The 19082-nt window shown below is 30.2% G+C and carries 12 protein-coding genes and 1 tRNA gene; 6 read left to right on the top strand and 7 right to left on the bottom strand.

What is annotated here, in order from left to right; genetic code table 11:
* The first annotated feature begins 113 nt into the window (after positions 1-113).
* The 5 genes from BT151_RS18645 to BT151_RS18650 all read left to right on the top strand — a co-directional run bounded on the left by BT151_RS18645 (position 114) and on the right by BT151_RS18650 (position 2980).
* Positions 114-542 carry a hypothetical protein gene (locus BT151_RS18645; RefSeq protein ID WP_072403477.1) on the top strand — a complete coding sequence of 143 codons (429 nt, stop codon included), beginning with the start codon at positions 114-116 and terminating at the stop codon, positions 540-542.
* Positions 543-697: 155 nt separating this feature from the next.
* Positions 698-1363, top strand: coding sequence for a hypothetical protein (locus BT151_RS16510; protein WP_072403478.1), 666 nt, complete (start codon positions 698-700; stop codon positions 1361-1363).
* Positions 1364-1551: 188 nt separating this feature from the next.
* Positions 1552-1917, top strand: coding sequence for a transposase (locus tag BT151_RS16515; protein ID WP_072403629.1), 366 nt, complete (start codon positions 1552-1554; stop codon positions 1915-1917).
* Between the two features lie 5 nt (positions 1918-1922).
* A complete protein-coding gene (locus BT151_RS16520) occupies positions 1923-2780 on the top strand; it encodes an IS3 family transposase (RefSeq protein WP_072403479.1) in 858 nt (285 codons plus the stop codon).
* Positions 2781-2824: 44 nt separating this feature from the next.
* Entirely contained in the window at positions 2825-2980 is a 156-nt protein-coding gene (locus BT151_RS18650; RefSeq protein WP_171946652.1) for a hypothetical protein, read from the top strand.
* Positions 2981-3653: 673 nt separating this feature from the next.
* Here BT151_RS18650 and BT151_RS16525 read toward each other — a convergent pair.
* Positions 3654-3726 (bottom strand) — tRNA-Met (locus BT151_RS16525).
* A gap of 1015 nt (positions 3727-4741) precedes the next feature.
* Here BT151_RS16525 and BT151_RS16530 point away from each other — a divergent pair.
* A complete protein-coding gene (locus BT151_RS16530; protein ID WP_072403480.1) occupies positions 4742-10018 on the top strand; it encodes an AAA family ATPase in 5277 nt (1758 codons plus the stop codon).
* Positions 10019-10257: 239 nt separating this feature from the next.
* Here the strand turns inward: BT151_RS16530 and BT151_RS18515 are convergent, their stop codons facing one another.
* From BT151_RS18515 to BT151_RS16560, 6 genes are read right to left on the bottom strand one after another with little or no spacing between them, the layout of a single operon-like run.
* Positions 10258-11454: an NERD domain-containing protein gene (locus BT151_RS18515; RefSeq protein WP_072403481.1), complete on the bottom strand. Its 1197-nt coding sequence runs from the start codon at positions 11452-11454 to the stop codon at positions 10258-10260.
* Complete coding sequence (locus BT151_RS16540; protein ID WP_143144332.1) at positions 11451-13001, bottom strand: hypothetical protein; 1551 nt, start codon at positions 12999-13001, stop codon at positions 11451-11453. The genes BT151_RS18515 and BT151_RS16540 overlap by 4 nt, the downstream gene beginning before the upstream one ends.
* The gene (locus tag BT151_RS16545; RefSeq protein ID WP_072403483.1) at positions 12988-13935 is read right to left on the bottom strand and encodes a hypothetical protein; all 948 of its coding nucleotides are present in this window, start codon (positions 13933-13935) and stop codon (positions 12988-12990) included. The genes BT151_RS16540 and BT151_RS16545 overlap by 14 nt, the downstream gene beginning before the upstream one ends.
* Positions 13932-17126 (bottom strand): hypothetical protein, encoded by a 3195-nt coding sequence (locus BT151_RS16550; RefSeq protein ID WP_072403484.1) that lies wholly within the window; start codon positions 17124-17126, stop codon positions 13932-13934. Before BT151_RS16550 ends, BT151_RS16545 begins: the two co-directional genes overlap by 4 nt.
* Entirely contained in the window at positions 17119-17814 is a 696-nt protein-coding gene (locus tag BT151_RS16555; RefSeq protein ID WP_072403485.1) for a condensin complex protein MksE, read from the bottom strand. The genes BT151_RS16550 and BT151_RS16555 overlap by 8 nt, the downstream gene beginning before the upstream one ends.
* Positions 17784-19064: a hypothetical protein gene (locus BT151_RS16560; RefSeq protein ID WP_072403486.1), complete on the bottom strand. Its 1281-nt coding sequence runs from the start codon at positions 19062-19064 to the stop codon at positions 17784-17786. The genes BT151_RS16555 and BT151_RS16560 overlap by 31 nt, the downstream gene beginning before the upstream one ends.
* Positions 19065-19082: the final 18 nt, after the last annotated feature.

Consider the following 19082-nt stretch of genomic DNA (forward strand, 5'->3'; position numbering starts at 1 on the left):
CTAAACCAATGGTTGTTGCTCTGTTTGTTAGCTTCTGATTTTCCTGCGGAAAATCCTCGCACACAAACCTCGCAACTTTCCATACATTTACCGTTGTGCTTAATTTAAACAAATTGCGAAAAACCAAAATAAATATAGGAATTTTAATCATTTTACCTGTTTTGACAATTTTTATTTCTTGTAGTTCGTACAAGGATTTAAAAAAAGGACAATCAGCAATCACATTTTACTCAATCTTTGAAAATGATACTCTGAATGTAAATGTGAATGACTCAATCCTACTTCAGAACCATAAAATTGATATGATTCCTGAATTAGGAATTTCTAAATACTCAGTGATTTATGTAAATGGAACTGAGTTTAGAGTATCTGGAACTTATAAAACGACCGAAATAATTGACAAAGAACTCGGATTAAAATTCAATCGGACTTTGGAATTCGACACAATATTAAAAGCAAAAAACGGTAGATATATTGACATTGGCGCAAATGACAAAAAAGTTATTATTGTCCAAAAAAAGAAAACAAAAATAGTAGAATAAAAAAAACTAAGCACAACATTGTATATAAAAAATTGCTAGTTTTACCTAAACCAATGTTAGTTGCTCGTTTGCTTGCTTCTGATTTTCCTTCGGAAAATCCTCGCACACAAACACGCAACTTTCCATATACGTAACCGTTGTACCCAATTTAAGAAATGACCGATAAACAACAAAATTTGAATTTAAGTGATATTGGAAAATGGATTTCTGATTTCCTACAAGACCCAATTATTTTTCGGATATTTCTACCTGTTTTTTTACTTGTACTTGGATGGATTTTAAAAAGTTATTATGATAAATATTACGGAATCAGACCAAAATTATTTTTAAAACTTAGCAATCCACTTTACGGTCAAAAATTACTCGGACTTGAGGTTGGTCATATATTAACTTGGCGCTATGAAGCTGAATTAAAAAATAACTCAAAATTCGATGCTTATAATATCAAACTTTTTGAATTAGAAGCTGAAGATATAATTATCAATAATGTAGCGGAATTAAAATACGTTTTTAAAGAAAATAATCACCTTTCGAGTAATAACTTAATGCAGTTTGAGATAAAAAAACAGATTGAAGTTGATGCAGACGTTTTAATCCAAAGTCGAGTGGAAAATGGAATTAAATACATTATTCCTGGTTTAAAAATTCCAGAACCACAGAATGCGCTAAAACCAGAAGTTTTAGAAAATATAAAGCTTGTTGTAAAGTTTGAAAACGAAAAAGGAAAGAAGTTTTATATAAAATTCACAAAACAGAATGGAAAAGAAACGAGTAAAATAAAAACTATTAGACCATTTTGGTTTAATAAAGTATTGAAATAAAAACTGGGTACAACAATGTATAAAAATAATTGCTCAATTTTGGGCTTAACCAAAGGTAGTTGCAATTTTACTACGTCTGATTTTCCTTCGGAAAATCCTCGCACGTAAACCCGCAACTATTCTTATACGAGACCGTTGTACACAAGCTTGACCCGTCCTGAAATATGTATACACTAAACAACAAGTATATGTGTAAAAATGATGGATATGTAAGACGCTATAGCGAAAGCTTTAAACTCAAAGTCCTTGACGAACTTTCCAAGGGAAACCACTCTAAAAGACAAATAGGACTGCTCTATGGCATACAGCCAAGCACTATTAACGAATGGATTAAAAAGTACAATCGTAAAGATTTAATGAACACCCGCGTACTCGTGCAAACAGACGATGAACTTACCCGAATAAAAGCCCTGCAAAAGGAGCTCAAACAGCTAAAGGAACTTCTCATAAAGAAAGACCTAGATAAACTTATTGATGATAGTTATCTCAAAGTAGCGGCTAATAAATTAGGCTATAAAGATGTTTTAGAACTTAAAAAAAAACTAAACATCTAGCACTAATGGAAACTATAGACAATAACCCAAAAGAAATACCCTTTAGCATCTTCACTATTTGCAAGGGATATGACTTGACTCGTGATGCATTTTATAAATACAAAAAACGATTTGTCAAGCGAATAAAAATTGAAAATCAGGTATTGGAAATCGTTCACAAAAGAAGAAGGACATTACCCAGAGAAGGCGCTCGAAAGTTGATGCACTCACTAAAAATGGACTTTGAGAAACACAATATCAAAATAGGTAGAGACCAGTTATTATGTATCCTTAGAGATAATGACCTATTAATACGGAGAAAGAAATATTCCTCCAGAACAACCAATTCACATCATAGGTTTTACAAATATAAAAACAGTATTAAAGAAGTAGAAATAAATAGACCAAACCAAGTCTGGGCAGCAGACATAACATACATCAGAACCATAAAAGGATGTTGTTACTTAGCGCTATTAACCGATATGTACTCGCGTAAAATCGTAGGATATGACCTAAGTGATAGCTTAGAACTAACAGGCTGTGTAAGGGCTCTTAAAAAGGCATTGTATCATAATACAGGACTGAGGAACCTGACACACCACTCAGACAGAGGAATACAGTATTGCAGTAATGTATACACCAAAGAACTCAAGAGAAAGAAGATAGAAATCAGTATGACAGAGGAAAATCATTGTTATGAAAACGCTCTCGCAGAACGTGTAAATGGAATACTAAAAGATGAATTTTATCTCGACCAGACCTTTGCTAGTGTGCAAGAGGCAAAAAGAGCAACCAAAAATGCAATCAAATTATACAACTCTAAAAGATTACATTTATCTTTAGACTATAAAATACCTAATAACGTGCACCAAAATGCAGCTTAATTTTAATCAATAACCTGTAGACGTATTTTAGGACGAGACAAGATATGGAACGTGATTATATTTTATCTGTTTTAAAATTATGTAAAGGTAAAGTTTATGGAGGTGGTGGCGCATCTGAAATCTTGAAAATACCGGCATCAACATTAAATTCAAAAATCAAAAAGCTAGGTATTACAAAAGAAGATATTTATTCAACATAAATAAACACAAAACTTAAGTTTTGCTTTAAGTCTAGTTTTAGTAATATATAAAAATTTAAAACGTGCATAAGACGGAAAGACCCCAAGGTATTGAAACATGTTGCTTATTAACTGAGGACATATTACATTAATCACATTATACATAAGAACAATTATAGTACAAATGTTATCATTGGTATTTTATGAGAGAAGTACATTTGATAGCTATAATGTAGTATTATGTAAAATATGATCTTTAAGAATACTCTAGGCAAGTTTGGATGGAAATAGAAGTTTAATAGACCCTTCTATCTTGTTTCTTCTTGATTTGCTAAATTAATATACTTCATCACTTTGTATAACTTAAAAAAGTGCTAGCGGTTAATCTGCTAATGCAATTGCACTTAGCAGCCTACTTGGTTTTGACAGATAGACATACTTTAATCATAAAAGTTATAAACTCGAACATGCCTGCTTCATGACATACATTTATAACCAACAGCAATTAGTAGTTTGTTTAAAAAAAGCATTAAAACAAAAATCTTGATTCAAAATCCATAGTTTTTATCATGAAAAGACATTAATTAACATCAATTCTTATGGTAAACACGAAAAAAGCATTATTCTGTACCTATTCTGTACCCATAGAAATAAAAAAAGGGTATCAATCTCTTGAAACCCTTGTTATTCCTAGTAGCGGGAACTGGACTCGAACCAGTGACCTTCGGGTTATGAGTCCGACGAGCCACTTATTGCCCTACTCCACTATATATTAAATCACTGAAAAACAGCATGTTATTATTTATGTGAATTATCCAAATCGACTTAACCGTATGCGGTTTTGTATGCGGTTTGGAAGTACTAAAATACATCTTTTATTTCGAAAATCAATAGATAAGTAATGAAACTTTTAGAAGCAAAATCGAATATTTCAAATAAAGAAATACATCGTAGACGGAAGCTACAAAACTTAATATTATTTTGTTATGCGTATCAGAATAGAAATATTGGTGAAAGATGCAAAGTTTGGAGGAGTGATTGAAATGGATGAAATTTATTTTGGTGGTAAAGCAAGAAAAAAAAACAAAAAGGAGTAAGTGTACTGGTAAACAAAAGACAGTAACAAATTAAAAGAAAAGCTTATGGTATTTAATAATATTATACAAAAAACCCTACTTACAGAAGCAGGGCGGTTTCAAAAAAAGGCGCAGACCTTATTACTTAATTTTTGTCGTGTTATAAATTATAAAGTAACTGATTACTACTAATTTTACAACATCGAAGATAACTGTTACAGGGATTTTGACGTAAACCTCCTCTGTATTCAATCTGTTTTTCATTGGTTCTGTGTTTAAATTTTAAGTTTAAAAACAACAATGCTGTACGTACAGATTATCATCGAAAACAAAGCTATATAAAGTATTTCTATTATTCCTTAAGGAGTATATATATTAAAAGCAATAAATGAGTAAAATAGAAATTAAACCTAAAAAAGTCATCATTCCATCAAAGTGATAGATACGTAAAATTATATTATTCATGTTAACCCTTGAATAACTTTTTGCGATTTTCAGTCTTGTGTCACAAATTTTTAAGCTTTAGATAAAAGAATACTCCACATAAAACAAAAAAAATATCAATATATGATTGCTAGTATAATGATAATTATCAATATATCTAATGAGTGAATTATAACGAATTAAATGATATTATACCATTGTAATAGAACTATTTTTTTCTATTACAGCTATCTTTGTTAATACTAAAAACTACTTTTTTGGTATGGCAAAAAAAAAACAAACTTCAGGCATTAGAGAGATTGCAACTTCCAAGCAAACAGGAGGTGGTGGTTTCGTTTTTGAAGATAAGGTGTCAGCATGGTTTTTATCGCATTTCTTGGCAGACATAAAACCATTTACGCCAGAAATAGGAAAAATTAAAAGAATCGATTATCAAGTTCGAGGAGATGGATGGTTACTAGAGGATCTACTATTGACAACAGAAGTCAGCAATGATATAGAAATAAAAATTCCAATATCTAGTAAAAGTAATGTTCAAATAAATAGTAAAGGCCCTAACAGTGAATTGCTAGGTGACATTTGGAATGAGTACTTAAACATTGCCTCTGATGTATTTGATGCATCTAAAGATTACTTATGTATCATCAATTCCAAATTACACCCAAAAATCTCAAAAGAGTTAAATAGCTTAATAAAATTTTCTAAAGAGAATGATGCTAAATTATTACATCAGAGAATTAATCAAGATGATAAAGCTTTCTCTAAAGATTTAAAGAAATTATATAAGGGGTTCTACTGTCCTGTTAATATTGCTAAAGCCCATAATATAGATGAAAGTGAAACTGTAAAAATTTTAAGTAGGATTATATTAGTTGAATTTGATTTTGAAAATGCAATTTCTAATGATGAAAACCAGATTATTGAGGTCTGCAAGAATTGTTTACTAGAGACAAGTGGCAGTACAGAGCACCAATTGTACAAGAATATATGTTCTATAAGAGGAGAGCTTGCACCATTGTCTGGCTTTATAGATTACCAAAAATTAATTAAAAAGCTTAAAAATCATTTTCAATTGAGGGGCTTTACTAATCATAATAATGATTGGAATAAAATACTTGAAACTAGTAGGTTGAAAATTGACTCTATACCAGACAAAATTGGAAATAAAGTTAGTTTTTCAACTTTGAATGAATTGGAAGAGATACAAGGGTTAATACAAAAAAATAAAGCCGTGTTTATTCTTGGAAAATCTGGTTATGGAAAATCTGTTTTAGTCAAAAAATATATTCAAGAAAAGCTAAATCCAAACGATAAATTTGTTTGGGTCGACGCTCAAAGCATTCAAAATAATAAGCTGGAAAACCATTTTGGAGTACAACATAACTTAACTGATATCTTCAATAAAGTGCAACAGTCTAATTGTTATTTATTTATTGATGGCATTGATAGATTTTTTAAAGAGGCAGAACTAAATTTGATTTTCCCCATTCTTTCAGTCGCCAGTCATCCTTCTTCTTCGTGGAAAATAATCTTTACCTGTCAAATAGAGGATTATGAGAATGTTCTAGAAAGGCTTTACAGGATAAATATAACTTTAAACATAGTCGACTTTGAACTAAAAACGAATGTATCTAATTATGTTTCTCAGTTAAAAACCCATTTTCCTGTTTTATCAGAATTATTTAAACATAATCATTTAGCACCTATTTTAAATAATCTAAAATATTTAGATCTATTAGCTTATAACCTCTCTACAACGGCAAATATATCAAAGGCTGATTTTATTGGAGAATCTACTATTATCGATTGGATTTGGAAAAAAGAGATTGACTCTATAGGCGCTTCGAGTTCAAGATTCATTCAAGATTTTTCTGAAAAACAAGCCCAAAAACTTTCTGTGAGTATACCTGTTTCAGATTTTAGCATTTCCGAGATATCTCCACTCGATAAATTAAAAGAAAACAAAGTTTTTATTGAGATTGAAGATAGGCTTTATTTAACACACGATTTATTTGGCGATTGGGCAAGATATAAATTAATACGTGCAAATAGTAGAAACTTAAAACCATTTCTGCTGTCAAAAGATTTATTCTCACCACTTTGGTGTAAAGCCATTAGATTATATGGGATATATCTTCTTGAAAATAATAATGATGCTTCTGAATGGATAAAGTTATTTAATTCCCTTGTAGCTTCAGAACCGAATGAAAAAATAATCCAAGATTTACTTCTTGAATCAATTATATTTTCTGCTGATTCATATTCACATTTAACAGCTCTATGGGATGTGTTTCATCAAAATGATGGAGAACTTTTTAATCGTTTTCTAGACCAATTTTTGCTAAAGGCGACCCTGCCTAATAAGAATGTATTAAAACTAGCTGAAGAAATTGGTGGATATAGTGTTGCTGAAGCATCTACCTATAATAGAGTACCCAACTATTCATATTGGGGAGATATATTAAACTTTATCCACTCAAAAAAAAATAAAATCATAAATATATCAAGAGCAAAGACCGCCACAATAACTAAGATGTGGTTAGAATATACGCCATTGAATTTTTTATATAGGAGTGAATGTTCGGAAATAGCCCTAGCCAATGCAGAATGGATGTTTGAGTTTAAACATAATCGTGGTTTTGTGAAGGGTGAAGTTGATCAAAATATCTACAAAGCCTTTTTAATGGGAATTAATGAATTTCCAAATGAAGTTATTGAGTTGGCATTGAAATTAAGTAAACGTATTCAGGTTGAAAAATCTGAAAAAAAACATGATGAAAATTCTAATCCAAACAAGCAAGTAAAGTCCGTTTTTAGACATGCAAAGATTAGAGACAAGATACAATGGCCCGATGGTCCATATGAACGAGTGGATGATGCTTTTGAAAAAATCTGTATTGATGAAAATGCATTAAATCCAATTATCGATATTTTTCCAGAGAAAGCGAAAGAGATATTACTTGCTCTATTTATTGAAGCTCCAAAAGAGATTTCTTTTGGTTATGACAACCACTATGATCTCGATATAAATGAGCCTCATAATTGGTTTCCTCCTTTTTATACTAGAGGTCCTTTTTTATATTTCTTAAACCATCAACCAAAAACTGGGATTGAATTTATTGTTTCTTTAGTAAATTTTGCTACTAATCAATGGACTAATTCTTTCAAGCATAAAGAATTGAAAATACCAAAATTGTCTTTTAAACATGATGATAAAACTTTAGACTTTATAGGTGATGAGAGAGTCTATTTTTGGTTTAGAGACGCTACTGGCGCTCCTCATAGTATTGTAAGTACATTAATGGCTCTAGAAAAGTTTTTACTTGATAAGGTTCATTCTGAAAAATCAATTGCTGAATACGTTGAGATTATTTTAAAAAATGGTAATTCTGTTGCATATTTTGGCGTTTTAAATTCCATTGGGAAATATTCACACAAATTATTTCTAAATGAATTGAAACCCATGCTACAAGTTTATAATTTTTATGAATGGGAAAAATCTTTAGATTATGGTGCACATAATATTGAAGGCCATCAAATGATTGGTTCTAATTTTTTTGGCAAGAAAACATGGGATTTGGCAAAAGAATGGCATGACATGCCCCATAGAAAAACCTCGATTCAAAGTGTATCTCTTTCCTTATTCTTAAATAATCAAGATTTAAGAGAATATTATAGTTCAGTAACTGATTCATGGAAAAAAACATTGAGTAATATTGAATCTGAAGGCTATGAAAATGTTTATCTAAATAAATTAATTTCCTTTTATAATTATGACAACTATGATCCCATAGAAAATGAAGGCCGTTTTTACTATCAATACAAAGAACCCGAAAATTTAACCATTAAATATAAGGATGCTAGAGAGCAATTAACCGAGAGTAATGATTCCTTTATTTTTCCTTATCAGTGTTTTCAAGAAGTAGAACAAGAAAAAAAGTATTCGATAGAGGGTTGTGAAAAATTATGGAACAAAATTCAAACATATGCTAATTTGAATGATGAATATCCTTATTCTCATTTATCAGGGAAGCATCAATCTGTACTAGGAGGAGGTGCTTTACTTATACTCAATAAAAATGTTTGGATAGATAAATACCCAGACATTTTAGAATGGATAATAGAATATGTTGATAAAGTTTTACTTGATTATTCAATGGATAGGCACGATATGTCTCAAATAGGTATGGGACACTCTTGGTCACAGTTTACTGCAAACATTTTAGCAATGTTGTGGCCTACAGATTTAAATAATAAGAGCTTAAAAAAGCAAATAGCACTACTTCTTACTAAAGCAAGTTATGACACCATAAAAATATTATTCGTTTCACTTTCTAAATATCTTAAGTGGTCTGATAAAAGCTTTATACAAATCCAAAATCTAGTAATAATCTGGAGCTCAATTCTCTATAAAGATTATAAACAGACCCAAAATTATAATTCCATTGCTAATCAAGAAGATTTAAAGATAACGCATAATGATTTAACATTAGATGAGCATCGTGAGAAACTGTTAAGTGATTTTGTAGATAATAAAATAAATAGCACTCTAATTGACTGGTCTAAATTACGAACAGTTGAGCCTAAAATTAAACAAAGAAACTGGCGTCATGACTCCGATTTTACCATTGGCAACAAGCCAGGAATAGATTTAGAAATATTACAGCATGCTTTTAGCTCAATTCCTGAAATTGAAATAGTAGATGATAAAGAGCGGAATTATCTTTTGAACCTTTGGAAGCAGATAACTGAGCAGATAGTATTTGAACTTGGAAATATAAATGAGAATAGTAAACAACAAGAAGACTATCCGAATCAATTCCATATATGGGCGTTGCAAAAAATACCCAAATTAGTATCACAAATTAAACCCACAGATAATATAAAGACAGATTTCTTTTGGGAGCAAATACTACAATATGGCCATTTAGCAAGTCATTGGGTAGATATATTTTGCTTACATTATTTTTTAAATAATATTGAAAACAAAGAGTACCATAGCGGCTTCTTCAAAGAGTGGAAAAAAATGATTGCCTATGCTAGTGAATGCAAAACTTGGAATTATAAAAGGCATTATAGGGAAAATGAAATTTGGGAATCTTTGATGGGAGTGTCTAGTTCAATGATTAAGTTATGGGATAATGATGACTATATAGACTTCTTCAAAAAGGTGATTTTAGAAGATATTAAACTAATGAACAAAAAAGCTAATGACCAAGATATTATTTATAAAGTATTACTTGTTTTAAAAACAAAACCGGGTTTATATACTCTTAAAGAAGGGATTGATATAATTAATAAGTATCTGAATTTTAGAAAAATATTAGATAAAATAGGTACTCCAGACGGTTTTGTCAGAGTAGATTTTGAACATGAGGACGCTTTAGCACAAACTACTAGTTTTTTATGGGAAAATCATAGAGATAGAATAATCAATAATGTTTTAACATTAAATGGATTTAAGCAAATAATTTTATTTTTAGTAGCAAATCAAAACCCAATAGGTATAGAATTACAAAGAAGAATTTTAATGCACTAAATTATTAAACTGAAGAAATCTTTAAAATTATTAGGCACTTGTATTTATATACATTTCTATTCATATAAGGACATCAATAAATAAATATGTTTGACTAATAAAAAGCCTGAATTGAAGAAATCCATTAATATTTACCCTATATTTTTAAAATCTTTGATTTATACTATTTACGATTTTAATTAATTCTCTAGTCCTTAGGTAAGAAAGCACAAAGAGTTTATAGGTTCATAAAATTAACTTTAGGGCTTGAAACCAAAGGCCTCAAATGGATTATCTCTGAACTCTGAGCTATTAGACATTTTAGGATTTTGAAAATATCCGAATTCCTCTTGAATTTTAGTGGCGTTTTTTAAAAACTCATCTGTAAGATTTGGAATGTAATGATGGCATATATCAAAAACACTTTCTCCTTTAGTATTTGAACCAATCGCTATACCAATTACATTATGAATAGACGGGTTTAATTTTCGGGCTACAATGCACCTTAACTCAAGCTCTTGTTCTTTTCCGTCCCAATTATCTTGAGTTAATGGAATGAATACGTATAGATGGTTAGCATTTTCTTGGGGTAGTAACATCCTAGCATTAGACTTTTTATTAATTGCATCGTCTAAACATATTCCTAATTCTATTCTATTCATCCTATTTTCTTGATTAATCAATCTAACCGCAAACTCCATATTATCTCTTCTTTCTTGACTAGTAGAGTCTGTTATGTGGTAATTGAAAAGATGATTTATCATATAATCCCATATAAAACTCGGCTTAATAGTTTCTCGCCAATTATAATACTCTTGTGATGTAAGATAACTTACCCACAAATCATCAGGACAAGTTAAAACATCAACAGGTTGATCAAACTCTAAAGTTGTTTCTATATAAATTGCCAGAAAATCAACCTCACAAGCAACAAGTAAATTACAATTTTCAAGAAATTTTTCTTTTGCAAATAGATAGTTTGTGAAATCGGTAATTGTGTCCAACTCAGAAAGTATAGTTGCAGTAGATTTCTCATCAAAAATATGTACAAACTCCTCTTGATAATTTCCAATAGGAATTTGGTAATCTTTATCACTACCAAAAGCAATGGCTATTCTATAAATTACCCTTTGATCTTTTTTTGGCAGTTGAATAGATGTCTTTCTATCTTTTAGAAGAATACAATCTACAGAATTTAAGTGTCGTTCAGCTCCTTTTATCTGATTTATGGAGCTTTCGATTGCTTTCTTCGACCAACGCTTTTGCTGTATTTCTTGATTTTTATGTTCTGAAAACTTGATGTCTTTTACAGATATAATAATGACCGTATTAGCACATACTACAAGTAAATCGCAAAGTTCTTTTCCGTTTTTCCCGATTGGGTTTGGAAAGCTCCAAAACGGCAAGAAAGATATTCTGCATAAATGTGCTATATACTTTTCTGAAGGTGTCATCATATTTTAACAAGGCCTTTACCTTTAACTTTTTTCTCACTGATATAAGAATATACTTTAGGTAGATTAACAATATGACCAGAGAATCCAGAGGCTTTTAAAAGTAAAATCGCAGTAAGCTTATGCACAATCATACTGATATGAAATAACCCTTTGAACTCAGCTTCATAGTCTAGGCTATTTGATAAAAAATCGTCACCGTGTAAAAATTTATTACGGTCAATAAATACTGCATCGGATTCATCTTGACTTAGTTTATAATTAAACTTATCAAAAGGTTCAGAAAGTTTTTTGTTGTTCGTCCCACGATTAAGTCCATCTAATTTTGAACATATTCGGGCGTAGTTAGCTTTATATGCTTTTAAATCTGCTTCAGATAGATTTTTAGGCTCATTATCTCTTTTTAATTGGTTGACTTCTTTTTTAGCGTTATAGGTGATTTTTTTTAGTGCTTTTGCTATTTCAGTCTCTTCTATAAGTGTTGATTCTCCTTTGTCATTTTCAGCAAACATTTTCGATATATTTTCCAATGCAACAAACAGGGAAGGTACTTTTAATTCTAAGGTGTTGGAGTGACTATTAATTAATATTATTATAGATCTTAATACCTGTCCATTAGAATTAATCAAAGAGCAGAGGTTTGAATAGTTCTCCGTAGGGAATTCATTCATATATTCTAAAGAGGTATTACGATTAACTCTTTGAAGTACACCATTTTTATCTTTTTCAATTTTCATTTCTTGAAACTTCATATACTTGTGAGGACTTACTGTATGAAGCTCAAAACCTTTTAAATTACTTTTTGCGTAATCTATAGTTTTTATTCCTAGTGGATTTTCAAACTTATTATAATTATAAGAGAAAATATACCCTTCTCCACCAAAGTATTTACCCTTTAAAAAGGCATAAGTCATTAAAATAGAATTACAAACCCTGGTGAATTCATCGTAACTAATTTTGGACTGAGAATCTATACCTAGAAAAGTTTCTTCTTTCTTTTTGACGGTATAAAAATGATATTCTTGTGAGTCTATGCTTAATTTGATGAGTATGTCTGGATTGTTAAGATTATCTATCTGTATGCACCAACTGGGTTGGAAATCTCTCATTAAAATGGTTGCATCCTTTATTGGAAGTAATAGTCGGTAATACTTCTTTTTTTTATAATGAGTTTTACTTTTGTTAGAAATAGAGTGAATATTTGAAATGACTTTTTTGGTGATTGAACTATTTGTCGCCGTTGGATCATCAAAATTTGGGAAAGAAATATGTTTTGGTATAATATGCTTTCCTAACATGTAATAGTCAATATCAGTACAACTTAGTTTTATTTCGGTTTCAGCTTTTATTTTATAATCTGCTCCTTGCATTTTTTTAGTTATGTATGGATCTGGCTCTAAGGTGATATTATCAATAAAAGATATATTACAATTTAGGTTTGTATAAGGATGTTTGGGTGATGTGTCTACTTCTAAAACACCTTTACGGTCAGTCCTTAGTGATTTTAGAAGTTGAAGGTTGGGAACTATTAGTTTATTAATTATTGCCATCAAGTATATTATTATTTTCAATCATTATTTTGAGGTTGTTTCCTTCTTCCGTAATCCAATGATTTTTATGTATTAATTCTTTAATGAGAGATATGTCTCTTTCTGAATAAAATTCTTTTTTTAAACCAGATAAACTATCAGGATTCTCAGAATCCTTCCAATGACTTTTATGATCTGTATCTTTTATACCTCTAGAAATTCCATCGGGATGTAAAAGCTGTATATCTGGAATTATATTCTTCACTAATTGATATATTTCTAAACCATCTTTATCCCAATCTGCTGAATAATAAATGGGCAATCCTCTTCTTAATTCATAAGTATACTCTAACTTTGGAACATTCTTACCACCAGCATACCACAGTTCATACCCATTTTCTCTTGGTAATTTATCTCTGTTTAAAAAATTCCCGTTCTCACATAGAATAATAAGTTTTGGATCATAGCATTGTAAAACGTACAAGAACTGTTGGCTTTTATTATCTACAAGTTTTATATTAAAAATAGAATTGATGGCGTCGACAAGAGAAGGATGCTTATCTAAATATTTTTCATTTTTAAAAAACATTAACGAAAATCCTTTTACGCTTTCTTGAGCTTTTATAAGATCAGCTTTTAGCTTCTCTAGGCTTCCATCTTTAATACCTTCTTTAAAGTCTATTAATAATTTTATGTCTTTTTCCTCAAACCTAAGTTGAGGCTTCAATAGGTTTTCACTATCTAAAAAAGTAGCATAACGGCTATAATCTTCAAGATACTTATTTTCATATACCTCTATAAAATCTAGGTTTCGACTAAATGTTTTTCTATTACGCTTAATTTCTAAAGCAGTCTCGTGATTTTTAAAAACGGGACTTTTACTTATTGTCTTATTTAGTTTTACTTCTCCAGTCTCATACAGTTTGTGTAGTGCCTTTATTTCTATCCAATTCATTTAGTAGCCTTTCTTTTTAAATACCCCTGTAACTGTTCGTTTTTATAGTTTGTTTTAAAGCTACTATTAGGAATGGGATAATTACGATTTTTGTCTGTTTTACCTTCAAGAAGTTGATGCAAATACCAACCATCTTCTGTATTAGAACCAAATGGCTCTGGTGTCATTGTTATAATTTGATAACCATATTTTTGAGCAATTTGAGGGAAGGTGTTGAAATTGTCATCATCTAAATTAGATACTTCCTCAAGTATTAAAAATCGTAATCCGTCTCTTTTTTCTTTGGATGTTATAGACAACCTGCCAATGCCCAAGAGAACTCTAGCTGTATAACTCTCTCCTGTACTACCAGGATATTCTTTACCGTCGCTATCCTTAAATTCTGTTTTGAGCGTGAAATAAGTCTTTGGGTCTAGAAGATCTGAAAACTCTATGTTTTTGGAATAACCAGAGATATCCTTGAATGCTTCTTCAACAAAATTTTCAACTGTTTCTGACTCAAACAATCCTGCTGTTTGAGCTTTAGAAGACAAGCTATTTATCCAATTAATTTTGAAGTTGACATTTGGATCAAAGACGACTTGAAAATAGTATTTTTTACTTATCAACTCTCCTTTAAAAAAAGTATTAAGTTTAGCTACCACAGATTTATAATTATCATATTCATTCTGAGTCTTATGAAAAATCTTTAGCATTGTATCTATTATTGCCGAGGCCAGTTTATTCCTGTCTTGATGAATACTACCTAATACTTTTTCAATATTTTTTGTGGTAACAATATCATTACCTAATAATTTTTTCTCAAGAATTTTATACTCAAAAGTCTCTGTTTCTTTTTCAATTTCTTGTCTTACCTCAATATCATCCTTTAGTTCTTTATAGTTAGTTAGTGAGGATTTGTAGCTGGACTCATATGCAGTTTTTGCCAGTGCGAATTTTTCTTGAATAGAAGTAAGATTATCTACAGATGTAACATCTTTTAATAACGCATTTTTTAAGCTTGGATATTTAATCAATATAGCTTTCTCTTCTGCTTCAATTTTTTTGAGTCCTTCAATTTTTAAATCTTCAATCTCTTTAGGATTGTAGTTAACCTTTTCTAGTTCTTCAGTTTTAGTATTTAATAGGGTTTTTGTGCTCTCAAATACTCCATTTGCCTCAAGTTGGCCGGTGTTGAGTTTACTTTGTTCTGCACTACATTTGTTTATTTCTTCATCTAGATTTTCATTTGAAAATTTGAAAGGAATTTTCAAAGACAATGTATCTAGTTTTTCTTTCATATCAGCAATAGAGGCTTTTATATCAGCTTTAAAATTATCTAGATTCTGAATCATTATTACAGAGGATTTATACTCTTTAACTTTTCTTTGGTCTGGGATATTTACATCCCAATTAAAATCTAAATCAAGAGATTCTATACTATCTAATAGACCTTGTTCCAGTTTTTTTATACTACTAAGTTTCTTATCTATTTTAGTAATTTCTGTAATTAAATTCTGCTTTTTAATACTAAAAGCACTGGACAAAGCATCTTTGTCATCAAACAAACGATCTGTAGAAAGTGATTTTATAAATCTTTTTATGCCTCCTATGCTATACCACCATCCTTGGTTTTCTTCATCTTCTTCTATAAACGCCTCGTTGAGAATATCTAAACTAGAGGTATACATTACTTGATCTACAACTTCTTCCGGAAAATTCCATTTAGTATCTAACAGAAAAGAGCGAAGTACGGTCTCTTGTCCAAGAGAAATACTCTGCTTCTTATTAAGAAGCTGTGATGCAAATGAGGTGTCATCTTTGAGTTCTAATATTTCAGATAACTTTTCAAGATTACCTTTCTTTTTTAAGAGTTGATTTTTTAGGGTGTTTAATTTCTCATTTTGCTTTTGATATTGCTCTTCTACGCCTTCAATAGTTTTATATTCCTTAACTACATTTGTTACATCCTTAATTGACTGAATAATTTGTTTTACAGTCAAGTTCTTAAAATCAAAATCAATATTACCATTTTGAACTATTTTGGGCAGTTTACAATCATTTAAATCATTTAAATCTTGTTTTGTTTTAAGATAATCTGAATAGTTATTCTTATAAGTGTTAAGGTTGCTAAGAGCTTCAGAATATGATTTGAATTTTTCAATTGCCTTTTTCTGTTTTTCTTCTAAGTCTGGAATAGACTTATTGTATTTTTTAATTTCTGCATCAAGCTTATCTACTTTTGTTTTTGTATCGTCCCAAGTCTTACATTGTTGATTGAAGGTGTATTTATTTACGTAAAATTTATTCAACAAATATTCTTTTTCTGTTTCCTGATGCGTTATTGAAAGCTCTTCTAAAACTTCTAAGTACTCTCTCTTACCAGTAAGTGAACTTATTAAATCGCTTAGATTTTTGTAGCGCTCAACATAATCATCTAAGTTTTGTTTATTCTGTTTGTACTCAGCTTCAATTGCGTTTTTCTTGTTCTCAAATAAAAAACTCTTTAGACTCTCATCTTTATCAGTTTCTAGGGTGTTTGCTTTTGAAAATGCCTGTAAAACTTTCGCGAAAGCGGTAAGATGTGTGTCTTGGCTTAGATTAAGAGGAAGTATGTTTTTATCAAAAAAGAACTGGTATAACTCATTGCGTTCTGCTTTTCTGGTAAATACATCAAGGTATAATTCCTTTTCGTCTCTTAGATGTTTAGTAAGTACATCGATAGAAGGTATGGAAGGTTTTGTCCCTTTTGTAATAAAATCATCTTGATATACGAGCTTTTGTTCAGGTATTAAGCTACTTCCAAGGCTCTGTCTTTCTTTTTTAGTTTTTTTTGAATCTTTTTCTGAATCAAAAGGTTCGTTAAGAATTCTGAATAATTTGATTTGACTTGAGCTAGAGTTGGGTATGTTTACACCAAATGTGATATACATTTTATGCTCAACTTCTATGTTTAGAAAGAAATAAGCATTGGGCGTTTTATAAGGAATGGTATGAATTTGACGGTGTTCTTTTTTTACACTATCAGTTCCGAAATGTATTTTCTTGCGCTCGGCAATAAATAGAATTTGTAGTAAATCTGCTAAAAGGGATTTACCTATCCCGTTAGGACCAGTAAAATCTGTACGTGTATCGTGTATAAGATAGTCTTGGTTATAGTGCTTTATAATCCCTACAGTAGATATGGAATGTATTAATGGTAGTTTATTCATTATCTGTTTCTGTTAGGTTACTTACAAACTCTTCAAAATTTGATATTTCGTACTCATACATCATCTGAAAGCGATGTATAGATTCTTTTATAACAAAAGAAAAATCGTTTTCTCCCTTTTGAGTTAGTTGATCTACCCAACCTAACTGTTCAAAATCTTGAATAACATTTTTAATATTTTTCGTTACATTGGCCCACTCCTTTGGTGTAAAATTATCTCTTGCTCCATTTTTAAAGAAAACAGATTTGTACAGGCTACTAAACTCGCTACCTAAAATTTTTGATTTGATATCTTTTAAAAAGGAAATTTCTTTTACATTTTCAAAGTACCTATCATAATACATTTGAAGCAGGGTAATTGCTGCGATTGTCTCAATAGCAGTTAAATCTCTATGTCTGGTATGATCTGAAAGTATTCCTTTAGACTCCTCGCTAAAGGTTAAGAAGAAATAAGTTACTCCTTCAAATGTTTTCTTATCTAAAACAAGACGATAGAAAACATCATAATATTTTTTGAACTCTATGTAGTATTTTGATAGAATTCTATGATGATAATGTTCATCATCCTGAATGTGCTTTCCTTTCAGTAGTTCGATATTTAAATCTGCAAAATGTTTTTGAACATCTCTTAGCTTAAAAACATCTATAAAATTATAATTTAGCGTTTCTGCCATATGTTCATCTGCCATATTAAAATATTTTTATCCTGATAGTCCTCAGGTATTTGTTGAAGTATCTTTATGTCATAGTCCTTATGTTTACTAGCATATTTTAGGACATCATATATTACTTTTAAAGCAACTCCCTCATCTTTGGTTTCATCTAACAATCTGTAGAACTCCTTAGTAATGTCAGTGTTCTTATGTTTTGATAAGTTGATTTTGAGTATGTTGAGTTGACGTGCAATTTCCTCTTGCTTTAATAATAAACTATTAGCACTCTGTGTTTGTTGTAATGCATAAACAGGATCTATTTCTTGAGTAAGGACGTAACTTTTTTTCTTTATAAAGTTGTTATACTTTTTAACGTTTAAGAATTTAAACGACTCTTCTGGAATGTTTTTTAAATCAATATTTTTATAAAACTTAAGACCGTCTTTTCTATCATAAACAGATGCTTGAAGACTAGCTTCCAAAAATTTACGTAGATTTCTCTGGAATTGTGTTCTGGTTCTAAAATTCTCTTTAAAATTGGCTAGCTGTTTATCAGCATAAATATATCTTTCGATAATCTGCTCTAATTTCTGCTCAATAATTTCAAAAAAAGTATATACTTCATTTTTGATTTTAAGAGCTATTTCATAATCGGCTTTTAATTTTTCTAAGACTAAAGGTTCTTTTTCTATTTTAGTGTGTGAAACTTGCGAAATTTGACTTTCAAAATAATCCACAACAATTCTTATTTGTCCTTTTAAACTACCACTGAGTTGAAGGGTCTCTTTAATCTCTTCCGACCTAGCCATACTATCTCTAAACAGCGTAGTGAAAGCATCAAGATTTTCTAAAGCTAGACTATCTGTATTGGTAACGATAGTGTTAAGTCTAATAATAGATTGATTAACCAGATCTTTAAAAGCCTCTAAATGGTCTTCAATAACTGTTTTACTACTATTCTTAAAATTATGCTCGTACCAAGATTCAAATTCTAAAATCTCTTTAATTTCTTCAGCTTTAAAAAGTCCGTAATTTTGAAATGTTTTACGAAGCGGAAAATGTTTATGTTCATTAAACAACTTCTTTCCAACAAATTGAATAAACCTTACTGCGTGTGGTGTTAGTATATATTTATAAGGTTTATTAGGTGGATGTTCTAAAAAAAAGTGAAGTAAATTTTGTGTAAGTTTTTCAATTTGTGGTTTTGCTTCAGGAAAGAAATCTGATGCCTCACCAATGGCGCGTTCAAGATCAATCTCTTCAAATTCATTTCCTATATAATCCAATTCAATTCTTTTATGAAG

The organism is Flaviramulus basaltis (assembly GCF_900114265.1).
In the GTDB taxonomy this organism is placed as follows: Bacteria; Bacteroidota; Bacteroidia; order Flavobacteriales; family Flavobacteriaceae; genus Flaviramulus; species Flaviramulus basaltis.